At 61.4% G+C, this 15,556-nt stretch carries 9 protein-coding genes; 6 read left to right on the top strand and 3 right to left on the bottom strand.

The features are described 5' to 3' along the window. Positions 1–483 precede the first annotated feature (483 nt). The 3 genes from lipA to ONB52_07685 form a co-directional block, all read right to left on the bottom strand. Positions 484–1,389 (bottom strand): lipoyl synthase, encoded by a 906-nt coding sequence (gene lipA, locus ONB52_07695; protein ID MDZ7416031.1) that lies wholly within the window; start codon positions 1,387–1,389, stop codon positions 484–486. Continuing rightward, positions 1,386–2,732: a 2-oxo acid dehydrogenase subunit E2 gene (locus tag ONB52_07690; GenBank protein ID MDZ7416030.1), complete on the bottom strand. Its 1,347-nt coding sequence runs from the start codon at positions 2,730–2,732 to the stop codon at positions 1,386–1,388. The genes lipA and ONB52_07690 overlap by 4 nt, the downstream gene beginning before the upstream one ends. Before the next feature lie 782 nt (positions 2,733–3,514). Further along, positions 3,515–4,654: a 4Fe-4S binding protein gene (locus ONB52_07685; GenBank protein ID MDZ7416029.1), complete on the bottom strand. Its 1,140-nt coding sequence runs from the start codon at positions 4,652–4,654 to the stop codon at positions 3,515–3,517. Between the two features lie 382 nt (positions 4,655–5,036). Between ONB52_07685 and ONB52_07680 the strand changes: the two genes are divergently transcribed. From ONB52_07680 to recO, 6 genes are all read left to right on the top strand, one after another. Then, entirely contained in the window at positions 5,037–7,949 is a 2,913-nt protein-coding gene (locus ONB52_07680) for an insulinase family protein (protein ID MDZ7416028.1), read from the top strand. 446 nt (positions 7,950–8,395) lie between these two features. Continuing rightward, positions 8,396–10,735: a RecQ family ATP-dependent DNA helicase gene (locus tag ONB52_07675; protein MDZ7416027.1), complete on the top strand. Its 2,340-nt coding sequence runs from the start codon at positions 8,396–8,398 to the stop codon at positions 10,733–10,735. Positions 10,736–10,790: 55 nt separating this feature from the next. Continuing rightward, positions 10,791–11,696, top strand: a complete 906-nt coding sequence (locus ONB52_07670; protein ID MDZ7416026.1) for a DNA-protecting protein DprA — start codon at positions 10,791–10,793, stop codon at positions 11,694–11,696. Between the two features lie 22 nt (positions 11,697–11,718). After that, the gene (locus ONB52_07665; GenBank protein MDZ7416025.1) at positions 11,719–12,510 is read left to right on the top strand and encodes a TatD family hydrolase; all 792 of its coding nucleotides are present in this window, start codon (positions 11,719–11,721) and stop codon (positions 12,508–12,510) included. A 72-nt stretch (positions 12,511–12,582) separates the two neighbouring features. After that, the gene (gene rsmA, locus ONB52_07660; protein ID MDZ7416024.1) at positions 12,583–13,389 is read left to right on the top strand and encodes a 16S rRNA (adenine(1518)-N(6)/adenine(1519)-N(6))-dimethyltransferase RsmA; all 807 of its coding nucleotides are present in this window, start codon (positions 12,583–12,585) and stop codon (positions 13,387–13,389) included. Positions 13,390–13,715: 326 nt separating this feature from the next. Then, positions 13,716–14,504, top strand: coding sequence for a DNA repair protein RecO (gene recO, locus ONB52_07655; GenBank protein MDZ7416023.1), 789 nt, complete (start codon positions 13,716–13,718; stop codon positions 14,502–14,504). Positions 14,505–15,556: the final 1,052 nt, after the last annotated feature.

Below are 15,556 nucleotides of genomic sequence, written 5' to 3'. Positions count from 1 at the left end.
GAATGACTGTCGCAGCAGCCCCTTCAGGGTTGGTGCCTGAAGGCAACTGCGCACAGGGAATCCATCCATACAACGTTGCGTTCAAATCCACTCCACAACGCAAAACTGTCATTCCGCAAAAATCTTCCTCAGGACTGGGATTGAAACTTATTCTGACATTATCCCAAGCACTCAAAAATTCTTACAGAATGGCATTTGGAGGTGGAGGGGCCAACTTAACGTTGTAGTGAATGCCCGGCCGGGCATGGACAATGACACAGGAAAAGCCATCACCATCCGTGAAGATGATTTTGCAGTGCCGGCCGGCCTGACTTGTATCTGGACGGCAAGCTGGCACCGCGTCGGCTTCCCGCACACCACAACCCGCAGGCAAATCCACGCGACTTCTGCCCGCGCGCCCGCCGCCGCAAGCGTCACACGGCGGGAATCTCTCCCCTTTGTTCTGACATGGTCACCTCCCCTTTCGCCATCGCGAGAATCGGTTCAGCGAGCTCTCACCGGCTGCGCTTGTTCATCGGCATGATACGAGCTGCGCACCAGCGGCCCGGACTCCACATGGCGCAGGCCGAGCGCCAGGCCGTATTCCTTCAACTCCTGGAACTCTGCCGGCGGCACAAAACGCGCGACCGGCACATGAGCGGGGGTGGGCTGCAAATATTGGCCAATGGTCGCGATGTCCAGCCCGGTGGCGTGCAAATCCACCAGCAGGGCTTTGGCCTCCGCGAGGGTCTCGCCCAGGCCGAGCATGAAACCTGATTTGGTCACGGCGCCCGCTTTTTTTGCGCGCTGCAACAATTCCAGCGACTGGCGGTAATTCGCCTGCGGCCGCACGCGGCGATACAACCGCGCAATGGTTTCGACATTGTGATTGAGAATCTCGGGCCCGGCCTCCAGCACGGTGTGCAGCGCGGCCTGATTGCCCTTGAAATCGGGAATCAACACCTCGATGCTGCAGCCGGGCACGCGGGCGCGCACCGCGCGAATGGTGGCCGCGAACAGGGCGGCGCCGCCGTCGGGCAATTCGTCGCGATTGACCGAGGTGATGACGGCATGGCGCAGATTGAGGCATGCCACGGCTTCGGCGACCCGGCGCGGCTCATCCCAGTCCAGCCCGGCGGGCCGGCCGGTCTTCACCGCACAAAAACCGCAACTGCGCGTGCAGATGTCGCCGAGAATCATGAACGTCGCACTGCGCCGGCTCCAGCACTCCGCGATGTTCGGGCAGCGCGCCTCTTCACAGACCGTGTGCAGGCGGTGCCGGTCAACGAGCTGCTTGATCTCGTGATAGCCTTCGCCACCCGGGATTTTGACCTTCAGCCATGCCGGTCGCGGCGTCACCCGCAGCGGCGGGCGCATGCCGGAGTCGAGAAGGGGGAGAACGGTGCTCATTGCGGCAGCTCGAATGCTTCCAGATGTTCGACGATGCGCTGCAGGAATTGCCCGCCATAGGCGCCGTCGATCAGGCGGTGATCATAAGAGAGCGACAGGTAGACGATGTCGCGAATGGCGATGCCGTCACCGACCACCACCGGCGTTTTGCGAATCGCACCGATGCCGAGAATCGCGACCTGCGGCTGGTTGATCACCGGGATGCCGAACAGGTTGCCGAAGCTGCCCATGTTGGTGACGCTGAAGGTGCCGCCCTGCACTTCATCGGGTTTCAATTGTTTGTGGCGGGCGCGCTGCGCGAGGTCGTTGGTGGCGCGCGCCAGCCCCACCAGGTTGAGCGCATCGGCGTTCTTGATCACCGGCACGATCAGGCCGTTGTCCAGCGCCACCGCCACCCCGAGATTGATCGCCTTCTTGATGATGATGTTGGTACCCTCGATGCTGGCATTGATCAATGGAAATTCCCGGATGGCACGCACGCAGGCCGCCAGGAAGAAGGGTGTGTAGGTGAGCTTGGTGCCTTCGCGCTGCTCGAATTCGTTTTTGACGCGCTCGCGATACTTCACGATGCGGGTGAGATCGCACACCGAAACCGAATACACATGCGGCGAGGTTTGCTTGCTCATCACCATGTGCTCGGCGATGCGGCGGCGCATGTTGTCCATCGGCACGATCTCGACGCGCTCCTGATCCTGAGGCAGCGTGACCGGCGCGGGAGCCGCCACCGGCGCCGCCGGTTTCGCGGTCACCACGACAGGGGCGGGGGCCGGCGCTGCAGGTTTCGCGGGCGTGACCGCAGCAGGCGGTGCGGGTGCCGCAGGCCTGGCCTTGCGCTGTTCCAGATAAGCGAGTATGTCCCTCTTGGTGACGCGACCGCCCTCTCCGGAGCCGGGAATCGCCTCCAATTCCGCCATCGTGAGGTTTTCCTGTCTGGCGATCTCGCGCACCAGCGGCGAATAAAAGCGCCTGCCTTCACGCATCACTTCGCCGCCGGCTGCGGGCACGGAGACCGGCGCTTCTGCGGTCACTGCTGCCGCCGGCGTGGCCGGTGCCGCTGCCGCGGGTTGTGCCGCCCTGCCATTGCCCTCGGCGGCGGCAGTGACATCGGTCTCGATCACAGCGATGGGGGTGCCCACCGCCACGGTTTTGCCCTCTTCCACGAGAATTTTCGTGAGCACCCCCGCGGCGGGTGCGGGTATTTCCGAATCGACTTTGTCGGTGCTGATTTCAAGAATGGTTTCGTCGCGCTCGACTTTGTCGCCGACGTTCTTGAGCCACTTGAGGATCGTGCCTTCGGCGATGCTCTCGCCCATTTGCGGCATCACCATGTCTATCTTTGCCATGAGCAACCCTTTTTCTGTTGAATGAAAAGCAGTAAGGAAAACGGCGGTGCGGGCGCCAGAACGGCGGCAAAGATACGAAAACCGGCCTCGTTTGTCAAATTTCTTCTCGGGAAAAACTTGGTGTTGGGGAGGCATGTTGGCCGGCAGGCCCGGCGACCTTGCCGGAAACACCCTGTTGTTTCCTGAATTTTGCATGTTGGCTTGCTGTTGCCCGAAAGGGATGGCGTGCCCACAAAACTCCGTCAGGAGTGGCCTGTCAAATTTCCCATGATCTGGCGCGGTCTTTTCAAGGAGGGCCAGGCAGGTCACTCCTGACGGAGTTTTGGGAAATGCGAGATGCCGCTTCACTTAAAAAACAGTTCACTCCTACCGGAGTTAACAGCAACGTTGCCCGCAAAATTTTTTATATACCACCCCTTGGGTGGCTGGCTGTCGCGATCAAAGCAGCGTCCCTCGCGGAGGAGATCAATCTGGATGCAAATTTCAGGCACTGCAAAGTGACCTCCCACGCCTTGGCTTTTTTCGTGGGAGTTCGTTTTCGCGGGAGAATCGGACAGAGGACGGGAGGGCAAATCATGTTTCCACTGCACCGCAGGTGACCGCAAACTCCTCACCGGGCTGCAGCGCATGCCGCAGCGTGGTCTTGACCGGTTCAAATGGGAAAAGCTGATTGAAGGCGGGCGGGCAGAGGATTCGATGTCCGCGGGCGTGCGCACACCAACAGCGGCTTGTCGTCACGCACTTTTCCCGCCCGGGGAGTTGGGTCGGGGGAAGCGGGCCCACTACCTTCCCGGATGTCCGTAGGACTCGATGCGCGGCAGGTGCCGCAAATATTCTGTGTGACTGATCGAGTTTTGCCAGAGGCCGGCCAGCATGGCGGCGCCGGTGACGGCAACGAACAGGCCTGTGATCAGCGCGGCCAGCACCGGGGCCGGCACCCGCTGCCCGCGCACAATGGTGCACAAATCGAGCGTGTCTTTCACCGGGCACACGCGGGCGCAGGCCAGGCAGGCCATGCACTCGTCGGAATACACGCGCTTCACCTGATGGACTTTGATGTTCGCCGGGCAGGCTTTGGTGCACAGGCTGCAATCAATGCAGCGTTCCGGATTGCGGGTGATTTTGACCGGACTGAGCAGACTGCCGGCACCGAGCAGCGCGCCGTAGGGGCACAAATAGCGGCACCAAAAATTTTTGACGGGCAGTGACAGCAGCGCGATCACCCCGATGATCCGCAACGTCGTGCGGTCAATATGCTCGAAAAAATAGAGCATCTTGATATCCGCCACTTGATTGTAGGGGCTGTTGATGAAGGCGGTGAGCGCGGGCAAATCCATCTGCCAAAAAATGGCATAAAGAAAGAAACCGAGCAGCAGGTATTTGAGCGCGCGCAGCGGCCAGTCCAGCCACTTCGGCACGCGCAGATTGCCGCCGAACAGCCGGCGGCCCAGCTTCCAGTGCAGTTCGGAGAGCAGGCCAATCGGGCAGAGCCAGCCACAGAATGATTTCTGCAACAGCACGCCCAGCGTGAGAATGGCAAGCAGGATGAACAGCGCCGCCGGATGAATCAGATTGACGCTGCCGGTGAGCCACCAGTGTTTGAGCGAGATCAAACCGCTCAACGGCAGGAAGCCTTCCACTCCGGGTGGTCGTTCCGGCGCCGGCCCCACACCGCCGCTTTCCAGCCAGCGCACGAAGAGCACGAATTCCACGCCGATCCAAATGACCAGCGCGGCAAAGGCAATTTGCAAGTGCCGCCGCAGGAACTGGGAATCATACCGCAAGCGCCACCACCAGCGCGCCCGCAAGCCGAGTTGGGCGGGGGCGCGGAGCAGGCGTCGCGCTTCCGGGGGAATTTTTCGGCGTGGCACCTGCGGCCCTGAGGCAGTGTTCTCACGCACCGGCTGCACCGTCTTCAGCATTTTTCGCTCTCCGGATAAAACCGAGTCCGTCGCTGCCGGCGTGGGACAAACGTCATGCCGGAAAATCGCCGGGCGGATGAGGCCCGGCGCTGGCGGGGTGTCGTCGAATTAACAAAAGTTTGGTGGGAGGCATGCGCGGCCGCCGCATGGCGCCGCTTTCGCAAGGTCGCGAAAATTCGCCGCGCTTTTTCCGACAAATGTAAAACGGCTGCCGGGGCTACTTTCGGATATTTCCATCCTCTTCACCACGCTTGGAATTTGCCGGAAACTTGTTAGATTAACCGGCCGGTGGTGTGCCGCGCCGGCATCGCCTGCCCCGGCTGCGGCGGCCTCCGTTTTCGACCAGTCGAATATTCGCCGTCCCTTTTCACAAGAGGAAAGCATGACCACGATGCATGGCTTCGAGTTGCTGCGGGAACAGGAGATTCCCGAATTGAAATCACGCGCCCTGCTGTTCCGCCATGTCAAAACCGGCGCGCAATTGCTCGCGCTCGAAAATGACGATGAGAACAAAGTCTTCGGCATCACCTTTCGCACCCCGCCGCCGGATGCCACCGGCGTCGCCCACATCCTGGAGCATGCCGTGCTGTGCGGCTCGCGCAAATATCGCGTGAAAGAGCCGTTCGTCGAACTGGTAAAGGGCTCGCTCAATACCTTCCTCAATGCCTTCACCTATCCCGACAAAACCTGCTATCCGGTGGCGAGCCAGAATTTAAAGGACTTCTACAATCTCATCGAAGTTTATCTTGATGCGGTTTTTTATCCGCTCATTCCGCCACAGACGCTGCAGCAGGAGGGCTGGCACTATGAAGTGGAAAACGGCACGCTGCACTACAAGGGCGTGGTCTTCAATGAAATGAAGGGCAGCTATGCCTCGCCCGAGCGCCTGTTGGCAGAGTACACGCAGCAGTCGCTTTTTCCCGGCCATGTCTACGGCCTGGATTCCGGCGGCCATCCGCGCCACATTCCCGCGCTGACCTACGCGCAGTTCAAGGCCTTTCATGAAACCTACTATCATCCCTCCAACGCGCGCATTTTTTTCTATGGCGATGACCCCACGCCCGAGCGCCTGCGCCTGATAAATGAATATCTCAAGGACTTCGAGTACAAACCCGTCGCTTCGGAAATCCCGCCGCCGGCGCGCTGGCAGGCGCCGCGGCGCGCGGTGCATGTCTATGATGCCGGGCAGGAAACCGGCACCGGCCGCAAAGGCATGGTGACGGTGAACTGGCTGCTCACCGACAACAAAGATCCGGAAACCACGCTGGCGCTCAGCATTCTTGCCCATGCGCTGATCGGCACGCCCGCGGCACCGTTGTACAAGGCGCTGATCGATTCCGGCCTCGGTGAGGATATTGCCGGCGCCGGCCTGGAGGCCGAGCTGCGTGAGATGTACTTCTCCACCGGTTTGAAAGGCATCGCCCCCGCCGATGCCGACAAGGTGGAGGAACTGATCCTGGCCACGCTGCAACGCCTGGTGCGCGAGGGCTTCGATTCCGGCACCATCGCGGCCGCGCTCAACACCATCGAGTTCCATCTGCGCGAAAAAAACACCGGCTCCTATCCCCGCGGGCTGGTGGTGATGTTGAGCGCGCTGACCACCTGGCTTTATGACGGCGACCCGCTCGCGCCGCTCGGTTTCGAAGCCCCGCTGGCGGCGATCAAGGCCAAACTCGCCGCCCATCCGCGCTTCTTCGAGGAGCTGGTGCAACGCCATTTGCTCGACAATGCCCACCGCAGCACCGTGCTGCTGCAACCGCAAGCGGGGCTGGCAGAGCAGGAGGAAGCGGCGGAGCGGGAGCGTCTGGCGGCAATCCAGGCGCAACTGTCCGCGGCCGAGATGGAAGGCATCATCGCACAGGCCGCCGAACTCAAACGCCGCCAGGAAACCCCCGACCCGCCCGAAGAGCTGGCCAAACTGCCCGTCTTGCAGCGGGAGGACCTCGACCGCAAGATTCGCACGATTCCCCAGGTCACGCTCGCCTATCACGGCACCCCGGTGCTCTATCATGAGCTGTTCACCAACGGCATCATCTATTTCGATCTCGGCTTCAATCTCCACCTGCTGCCGCCGCACCTGCTGCCCTACGTCTCCCTGTTCAGCCGTGCCCTGCTGGAGATGGGCACCGAGCAGGCGGATTTCGTCAAACTGCTGCAGCGCATCGGCTGCAAAACCGGCGGCATACGCGCCACTTCCTTCATCTCAATGCGCCAGCATCAGTCCGGCAGCCTGTCCTGGCTGTTCCTGCGCGGCAAAGCCATGCGTGCGCAGTGGGATGATCTGCTCGCCATCCTGCGCGATGTGCTGCTCACCGTGCGCCTGGACAACCAGGAGCGCTTCCGGCAAATGGTGCTGGACGAAAAGGCCGGCCAGGAAGCCGGCCTGGTGCCCGCCGGGCACAGGGTGGTCGGCTCGCGTCTGCAGGCCTGTTTCAATGAAGCCGGCTGGGCCAACGAAGAGATGGACGGAGTGAACTACCTGTTCTTCCTGCGCCAGCTTGCGCAGGAGGTCGATGCCAACTGGCCGGCGGTGCTGGCCCGCCTGGAGGAAATACGGCGCCGGCTGGTGAATCGCAACGGCATGTTGTGCAACCTCACGCTCGAGGAAAAGGACTGGCGTGCGTGCGAGCCGGGATTGTATGCCTTTCTCGACAGCCTGCCGCAAGCGCAGGCAACACCGGTTGATTGGTCGCCCCGGCTCAACCATGGCTTCGAAGGCCTGACCATTCCCGCGCAGGTCAATTATGTCGGCAAGGCCGCGAATCTCTATCGTCTCGGCTATGCGTTTCACGGCTCGGTTCTGGTGATCACCAACTTCCTGCGCACCACCTGGCTGTGGGAGCGCGTGCGCATGCAGGGTGGCGCCTACGGCGGCTTCTGCAGCTTCGGGCGGCATTCCGGCGTGTTCAGTTTTCTCTCGTATCGCGACCCCAATCTGCTCGCGACGATCGAGAACTATGACCGGGCCGGCGAGTTTCTTGCGCAGGTTTCGCTGCCGCCGCAGGAATTGACCAAAAGCATCATCGGCACCATTGGCGATCTCGATGCCTACCAACTGCCGGATGCCAAGGGCTATACCGCCATGATCCGCCATTTGCTCGGCGATACCGACGAGTTGCGTCAGCGCATACGCGATCAGGTGCTCGACACCACCGCAAGGGACTTCCGCGCCTTCGCCGAGGTGCTGGCGGCCGTGAAAGACAACGGCCTGGTGGTGGTGATGGGCTCACCGGCGGCCATCAATGAAGTGAATGCCGCACGCAACAACTGGTTGCGGGTCACCAAAGTTCTCTGATCATGCCCGGGCGTCACGGGCGGGCAATTGCATTGGCACGCGCGCGTTCCGATGGGGACGAATGTGCAAACCAGGCACACCGCGCCGCGGCAGCGATTTTTGCTGCAGCCCGCAGGCTGGGAGGCAGTCCGCGGGAGCAGCGCCGGCCCGTAATGCTGCAGTTCCGTGCGGGGACGTGGCGCAGCGATGCCTGTGCTATTCCGCTTGTTGAAGGATTGCGCCAGCCGGCACCCAAAACAGGCGGCGGGATTTCGCATGGTTCCTGCCACCCAATTCGAGGGCACGCCCAGCGCGCGCACGCGCCACAAACGAAAGACAACATGCCAACGAAGAGCCTCAGCCTCCATGCGTTGGGCTTGTTGAACCATCAAATCCCTGCCATTTTGCAATGATTCAAATGAAAAATCAGGGGCATCCCGACCAACACAAGGGGCGGATAGAAACCGATGATCGAAAACTTGAAAAACCTGCTGGACGCGATCGATCAGCGCCTGCAACCACCGGCTCCCATGCCGGCGCAACAGACGGCATTGCGCCAGGCCTTGCAAGAGCATTTCGGCTACACCGATTTCAAGCCGCAGCAGGAGGCCATCATCAGCGCGCTGCTGGCGCGCCGCTCGCTGCTGGCAGTGCTGCCCACCGGCCACGGCAAGTCACTGTGCTACCAACTGCCGGCGCTCCTGCAGGAGGGGTTGACGGTGGTGGTCTCCCCGCTCATTTCCCTGATGAAGGATCAGGTCGATCAACTGCAGCGCCGCGGCTTCACCCAGGTGGCGTTCATCAACAGCTCGCTGTCGCTCGCCGGGCAGCGCTGTGAAATGGCACGCGTCACGGACGGCGGCGTCAAACTGCTCTATGTTGCGCCGGAGCGTTTTCGCAGCCGTGCCTTTACCGCCGAGCTGGCGCGCTGCCGGTTGAGTCTGTTCGTGATTGATGAAGCGCATTGCATTTCGCAGTGGGGCCATGATTTCCGGCCGTCGTATCTCGCGCTGCAGGAGACGCTGCGCCTGCTGCAACCGCCGGCGGTCGCGCTCTTCACCGCCACCGCCACCCCGGAGGTCGAAGCGGACATTTTGCAGCAACTCGGGCTGGCGCGCGTGGAAAAATTCACCGGCAGTGTGGCGCGTCCCAATTTGCATTTTTGCGTGCAGCGTGTCGATTCGGAAAGTGACAAATTTCGCGCGCTGGCGGCCTGGCTGGAGGGATTTGTCGGCAAGGGCATCATCTACGCGGCCAGAAAGCGCGAGGCCCGGGAGGTGGCCGTCTTTTTGCAAAATTTGGGCGTGGCCGCCGATTTCTATCATGCCGGCCGCAGCGATGCGGAGCGTCGACTCGTGCAGGAAAGATTTTTTGACGACAGCCCGGCAGGCCTGCGCGTGGTGGCAGCCACCAATGCTTTCGGTCTCGGCATCGACAAACGCGACATTCGCTTTGTCATCCACTTCAGCATCCCGGGCAGCCTCGAGGCATACTATCAGGAGGCGGGGCGCGCCGGCCGTGACGGCCTGCCGGCGCACTGCGTGCTGCTCTACTGGGAGGAGGATCGCGGCTTGCAGGAGTGGTTCATCAAGGAAAGCCTGCTCACGAAAACCGACTTGTCGAAACTCCTGTGTGCGTTGGAGGCCATGCCGGCAGTGGGGAAATTTCGCTGGCTCGCGCCGGCGGAGCTGGAATGGCAAACCGGCCTGGACAACACCAGGCTCGCGGTCGGCCTCAGTCATTTGCAGCGACTCGGCTTCATCCGGCAGCATCCCAACATTTGCCGGGAGATAAAAGTCACCGTACAGAAAGATTCGGCATTCACCAACACGCTCCGGAGAGCCGGCAGCGTGATCGACACCCGTGAGTTTTGCGGGGCGCAGCAGGTGTCACCGGTGGAGTGGATGACACAGCTTTACGACGCGCAGTGGCGCGGCGAGCTGCATTTTTTCGGCACGGAAGATTGCTGGCTGGTGGAATGTCTGCGGCCGGCAGCCGGGCTGGCCGCGCTCACCGAAACCCAGCTCGGCATGCATGATTGGGCAAGGCAAAAGCAGCGCCGCCTGGAACAGATGCTGCTGTATGCCCTGACACCGGATTGCCGCGGGATGGTGCTGCGCCGCTATTTTGGCGAGGCGGTGAGCGAGAAAGATCGTTGCGGAAGTTGCGATCACTGCAATCCGGCCTGCAGGACAAAACCTTCCTCCCCGGCGAAGCAAAAAACTGCCATCGAGGCATATTTACAGCGCCGGGAAACACCCGAACTCTCCGGCCCCGATCTCGATGGCGGGATGGCGCTGGCGTTTCACACCGTCATGCAAAACGGCGTGCATCTCCACACCGAAGTGGGCGCGCGCGTCTATGCGTTCAAGTATCAGGGCGAGCAGGCGCAGGTCGACTGGCTGCTGGAACGGGCGCTGCAAAAACTCACCGGGCAGCCGCAGCTCCGGGAGGTCGACGCGATTGTTTGCGTGCCGTCCTCCCGGGGTGAAAAATCGTATGCGCCGGTGATTCTTTTTGCGGAACGGCTGCGCCAGCGGCTCGGCCTGCGTGCAGGCTTTCAATTGCGCAAAACCCGCGCGACGCGCCCGCAAAAGGAAATGGTGACGCTGGCGCAAAAACGCCGCAACGTCGCCGGCGCCTTTGCCGTGCATGCATCCAGCGTGGCCGGCCAGCGCCTGCTGTTGATCGACGACATTTATGACTCCGGCGCGACCATCGACGAATGCGCGCGCGTCTTGAAAAAGGCCGGCGCCAGCAAAGTGTACGCCCTGACGCTGACCAAAACCAGCCATGTGGCGAAATGAGACATGCCGGCAGACAGGAAGTCCACGCCGGGTTTCATCAACAGAATGAGCTGCAATGAGACCGGATAACGATCTGTGCGACTGGCTGCTGCTGCAAAGCCTGGAGGGCCTCGGCGCACGCACCTACTTGAAACTCATCGAGCACTTCGGCTCGCCGCGGGCCGCCATGCAGGCCACGCCCGACCAATTACTCGCCCTCCCCAGATTTCCGCGCAAGCTGGCCGGGCAAATGCCGATGCTTGCCGGGCGGCGCGAGCAAGTCGAGCAACTGCTTTGCACCCTGCAGGATCAGGGCGTCCATTTCACCACCCTGTGGCACGAAGATTATCCTGACATGCTGCGCCAGCTTCCCGATCCGCCGCCGGTGATCTCGCTCTGCGGCAAATTTTCCGGGCAGGATGTCCGTGCCGTTGCCATCGTCGGCTCACGGGAGGCCTCGGCGCGCGGTCTCGAAATCGCGGCAGGCTTTGGCCGGCGCCTCGCCGCTGCCGGCGTGACGGTGGTGAGCGGCTATGCGAAAGGCATCGACACCGCCGGCCATCTCGGCGCCCTGCAGGGTGGCGGCCGCACGATCATGATCCTGAGTCACGGCATCAATCATTTTCGCCTGCGCGAAGCGGGCTTCGAATCGGTCGACTATTTGAAAAAGCACGGCGTGATTCTTTCGGAATATTTTCCGACCATGACTTGGACGGCCGGCGCGGCCATGGCGCGCAATCGCCTCATCGTCGGTCTGGCCCGGGCGGTGCTGGTGGTCGAATGCGGCGTGAAATCCGGCACCATGGACACGGCCGAACGGACGCGGAAAGCCGGCAAACCGCTCTTCGTGGTGGCATTCCAAAAACCGGACGAATACGCGGCCGGCAATGTGGCCCTGCTTGAACAGGGTGCGGTGCCGGTGCGAACTTTCACTGACATGCAAACGATCTTGCAGGTGTTGCCGCCCGCGGCAACATCGTGAGAAAAGGACTGCGATGCCTGGAGTGACCACAGATACGGCCCCGCCCAACCGGCTCATCGACACCCACGCCCATCTCCAGCTCGAACAATTCGATGCTGATCGCGAAGCGGTGATTGCGCGCGCGCAGCAGGCGGGGGTGGAGACAATCATCGTGGTGTCCACCGACCTGGCTTCCAGCCGGCAAAGTCTGGCACTCGCGGAAAAGCATGCCGGTCTCTTCGCCGCCGTCGGTTTTCATCCCAACGATTGCGGCGCGGCCGGCGATGACGATTTCGTCGAAATCGCGCGGCTGGCGCAGCATCCCAAAGTTGTGGCGATCGGCGAAATCGGCATGGACTTCCACTGGCAGCGCGTGCCGGCCGAAGTGCAGCAGCGCGCCTTCGTGCGGCAACTGCAGCTCGCACGGGAAACCGGCAAACCCGTGATCATTCACAACCGCATGGCCGGCGGCGCGATTCTCCACGCGCTCAGCCAAGCCGGCGTGCGCGAGCTGCGGGGTGTGTTTCATTGCTTCTCCGAAAACGAGGAGTACGCCCGCCAGGTGCTCGCCCTGGGCTGTCATGTCTCCTTCACCGGCAACCTCACCTATCGCAAATCCGCGCTGCCGGAGGTCGCCCGCGCCGTGCCGCTGACGCGCCTGCTGCTCGAAACCGACTGTCCCTTCCTGGCGCCGGTGCCGCAGCGCGGCCGGCGCAATGAACCGGCTTTCATGATTCACACTGCCGAAAAACTCGCGGAGCTTCACCATCTCTCCGTCGCCGAAATCTGCCGGCAAACCACGCGGAACGCTGCGCAGCTTTTCGGGCTGCCCTGAAACAAACCGTCCGGCCCGGCGCACGCCCGCCGGTCGTCACGCCGCCACCGCAAAAGAAAACCACCTGCCAGCATGATGAACCCGCCACCCGGCTTTCAACCGCGCCGCTCGCTCGGGCAGAATTTCCTGATTGACGACAACGTCGCCCGCAAGATCGTGCGCGCGCTCGCGCCGCAGCCCGCCGATGTCATCGTCGAAATCGGGCCCGGATTGGGCGCGCTGACCCGCCATCTCGTGCCGCTGGGTTGCCGCTGTTGCGCCATCGAAATCGATGAGCGGCTGCTGCCCGGCCTGCGCCAACAGTTTGCAGCATTCCCGAACTTCAGCCTGCTGCATGCGGATTTCCGCCAGGTCGATTTGCAGCAATTGTTTCCTGAAGGCGGCATTCGGCTGGTCGGCAACATTCCCTATCACATCACCAGCCATATTGTCTTCACCGCCTTTGCCCAGCGCCATTTGATCAGGGACGTGACGCTGACGCTGCAGCGGGAAGTGGCCGAGCGCCTCGTGGCGCAACCGGGCAGCAAAACCTATGGCATTCTTTCCGTGGTGTGCCAGACCTACGCCCGCGCCGCGTTGCTCTTCACGCTTTCCGGCCACGTCTTCCGGCCGAAACCGGAGGTCGAATCCGCGGTGGTGCAGTGGCGCATGCAACCGCCGCCCTTGCCGATTGCGGAGGAGGCCTTTTATCTGGAAGTGGTCAGGACGGTTTTCCACCAGCGGCGAAAAACCCTGCGCCGCAGCCTGAACAAATTCCTGCCCGCGCCTGTGCCTGCGGTGGTGGCCGGCATCGATCTGCAGCGCCGCCCCGAGACACTCTCGGTGCGCGAGATGATCGAACTGGCGAATCAGTTGCGGGTCATGAAGGCGCAGGAATGAGTCACGCTCTCCCGCCCGCGCAAATAAAGTCCCGTGAAAAAAATTTTTCTTTCGCGGGGTTTGCGTTTGCGTGGGAACGCGTCACGTTTTTCCGCCCACGAAAGCGAAGTCGCACGAAAAAATTTTCTTTCGCGGGATTTCCGCTTGCGTGGGAGCATGTCGTGTTGTTCCGACCACGAAAATGAAGTCCCACGAAAAAATTTCCTTTCGCGGGGTTTCCGGTTGCGCGGGAGGGCTGTCGCCGTTCTGGCACAAAGAAAAGTTTGCCTTGTGATTGAAGCCTCAGAATTTTATTCTGACGGTGAAAGATTGAGCACCCCGAAGCCATGGCCATCGTCAAAGCAGAAGGCATCGTCATTCACACCATGAAAGTGCGGGAGTCCAGCAAGCTGGTGACGCTCTTCACACGCGAGCACGGCTTGCTCAAGCTGGAGGCCCGCGCCGCCCGCACCAGCAAGAGCCGGTTGCGCGGCAGCCTCGAACTGTTCTCGGTGGTGCAAATCGTCTATTATGAAAAAGAGAATCGGTCGATCCAGTTTCTCAGCCATGCCGATCTGCTCGAAATCTTTCCCGAATTGCAGCACGATCTGGAGAGGCTCGGTTACGCCTCCGCCTGTTGTGAGTTGATCCGGCGCACCCAGGCCGGCGCCGAACCCGGGCCGCAACTCTACCCCCTGCTGTTGGAAACGCTGCGCGTCATGAACACCGCCCGCGAGCCGCGACTGCAATTTTGGGGATTCGAGATGAAACTGCTCGGCGCCCTCGGCCTGGCGCCGAATCTGAAAACCTGCCTGTTCTGCCGGGCCGCCGGGCCCGAGGCCGGCCGCCACGGCGAACAGGCGGTTTGGCAATTTCACGTGGCACGCGGCGGCTTTGCCTGTCCCGCCTGTGCCGGTCATGCCGGCGCTTTGCCGCTCAGCGGAGAGGCGCTGCGGCTGCTCGCCAGTTTTCAAGCACTGCCGGCGGCGCGACTGCAACAGCTTCGTGTTTCCCCGCCGGCGCTCACCGAGATCGCCGCCTTCTTTCGCGCTTATTTGGCTCACCATCTCGAAGAAGCCGCATCCCTCACCTCGCTGCAATTTCTCCGGCAGGTGACGCAGAAGTTGCAGCCGTAATCAGGCGGCAGGTGCCGGACACCGAAACATCCCGGGAATTTTACACCCGCCGCGACTGCAGCTCCGCAGCCTGAATCCCCGCCCGATGACGCCCCGCCCGGCCGCAAGCGCATTGCCCGAACGCTGATCAGCACTGATTCTCGCCGCTTTTCATCAGCGATCAGCGATGCCATACGACACAGCCTTCCCCTGCAAGGCTACCAGCCTCCTTAAAGATGAAAACCACGAACTGCCGGCGCAGCGAGACTTTTTCTGCAGCGATTGCTCAAAATCGGTTTAACCGCCCCAAGATCACAGTGCGGCGCCCGCCGCGCAACAAAAATTTTTGGACAGGGACCTGAATTTTGCATGCTGGTTTGCTGTTCCCTGGAATAAACGGCGTGTTCATCAAGCTCCGCCGGTTATTCCGTTCGAAGTCAAACAAGACTTTTTTCGAATGTGGAGAGGCCCTGATTGCGAAATTCGCCCGGCTGCCGAAGGCGTCACGGCTTCTCTCCCACGAAATGGCTTTTTCCGTGGGATTTCTGCTTTCGTGGGCGGAGGGTTTGTGTTTGATCCTGACCCAGGGTTGAATCGCGGTTGTGCTGCCGGAATTTTGCATGCTGGCTTGTTGTTGCGCGCAAGAAATGGCGTGTTTACAAAACTCCGCCAGAAGTGACCTGCTTGGTCCTCCTCAAAAAAACCGCGGCAGATCATGAGAAATGCTACAGGGCACTCCTGACGGAGTTCAAAGACACGCCGATGCCCCTGTCTACAAACAGGACACTCCTGACGGAGTTATGTGAACACGCCCTTTCTTCCGGGCAACAGCAAGCCCGCATGCCAGATTCAGGTAGCACAGAGATCTTGTCTGCCTGCAGGCTGGCAGCCTGCCCGCAGAAAAGATCTCTGCGCGACATTCTCACGAAAATGCCGTAGCGCAAGCTTCCAGCCTGCCCGCAGACAAGATCTCTGCGCTACGTTTTCAGCGCGCCGGCCCTGACCGCAACCGCCCGCGCCCTCGTCGACACCGCCAGGTGGTGGCCGTAAAGAGAAACAGGAAAAGGAGCCAA

It is taken from the genome of candidate division KSB1 bacterium (genome assembly GCA_034506255.1).
Lineage (GTDB): Bacteria > Zhuqueibacterota > Zhuqueibacteria > Zhuqueibacterales > Zhuqueibacteraceae > Coneutiohabitans > Coneutiohabitans thermophilus.
This window is presented reverse-complemented; position numbering and strand designations above follow the sequence as displayed.

Excerpts from the sequence above, each read along its gene's own strand:
- lipA (MDZ7416031.1), bottom strand. The coding sequence starts at position 1,389 with ATGAGCACCGTTCTCCCCCTTCTCGACTCCGGCATGCGCCCGCCGCTG.
- ONB52_07690 (MDZ7416030.1), bottom strand. The coding sequence starts at position 2,732 with ATGGCAAAGATAGACATGGTGATGCCGCAAATGGGCGAGAGCATCGCC.
- ONB52_07685 (MDZ7416029.1), bottom strand. The coding sequence starts at position 4,654 with ATGCTGAAGACGGTGCAGCCGGTGCGTGAGAACACTGCCTCAGGGCCG.
- ONB52_07680 (MDZ7416028.1), top strand. The coding sequence starts at position 5,037 with ATGACCACGATGCATGGCTTCGAGTTGCTGCGGGAACAGGAGATTCCC.
- ONB52_07675 (MDZ7416027.1), top strand. The coding sequence starts at position 8,396 with ATGATCGAAAACTTGAAAAACCTGCTGGACGCGATCGATCAGCGCCTG.
- ONB52_07670 (MDZ7416026.1), top strand. The coding sequence starts at position 10,791 with ATGAGACCGGATAACGATCTGTGCGACTGGCTGCTGCTGCAAAGCCTG.
- rsmA (MDZ7416024.1), top strand. The coding sequence starts at position 12,583 with ATGATGAACCCGCCACCCGGCTTTCAACCGCGCCGCTCGCTCGGGCAG.
- recO (MDZ7416023.1), top strand. The coding sequence starts at position 13,716 with ATGGCCATCGTCAAAGCAGAAGGCATCGTCATTCACACCATGAAAGTG.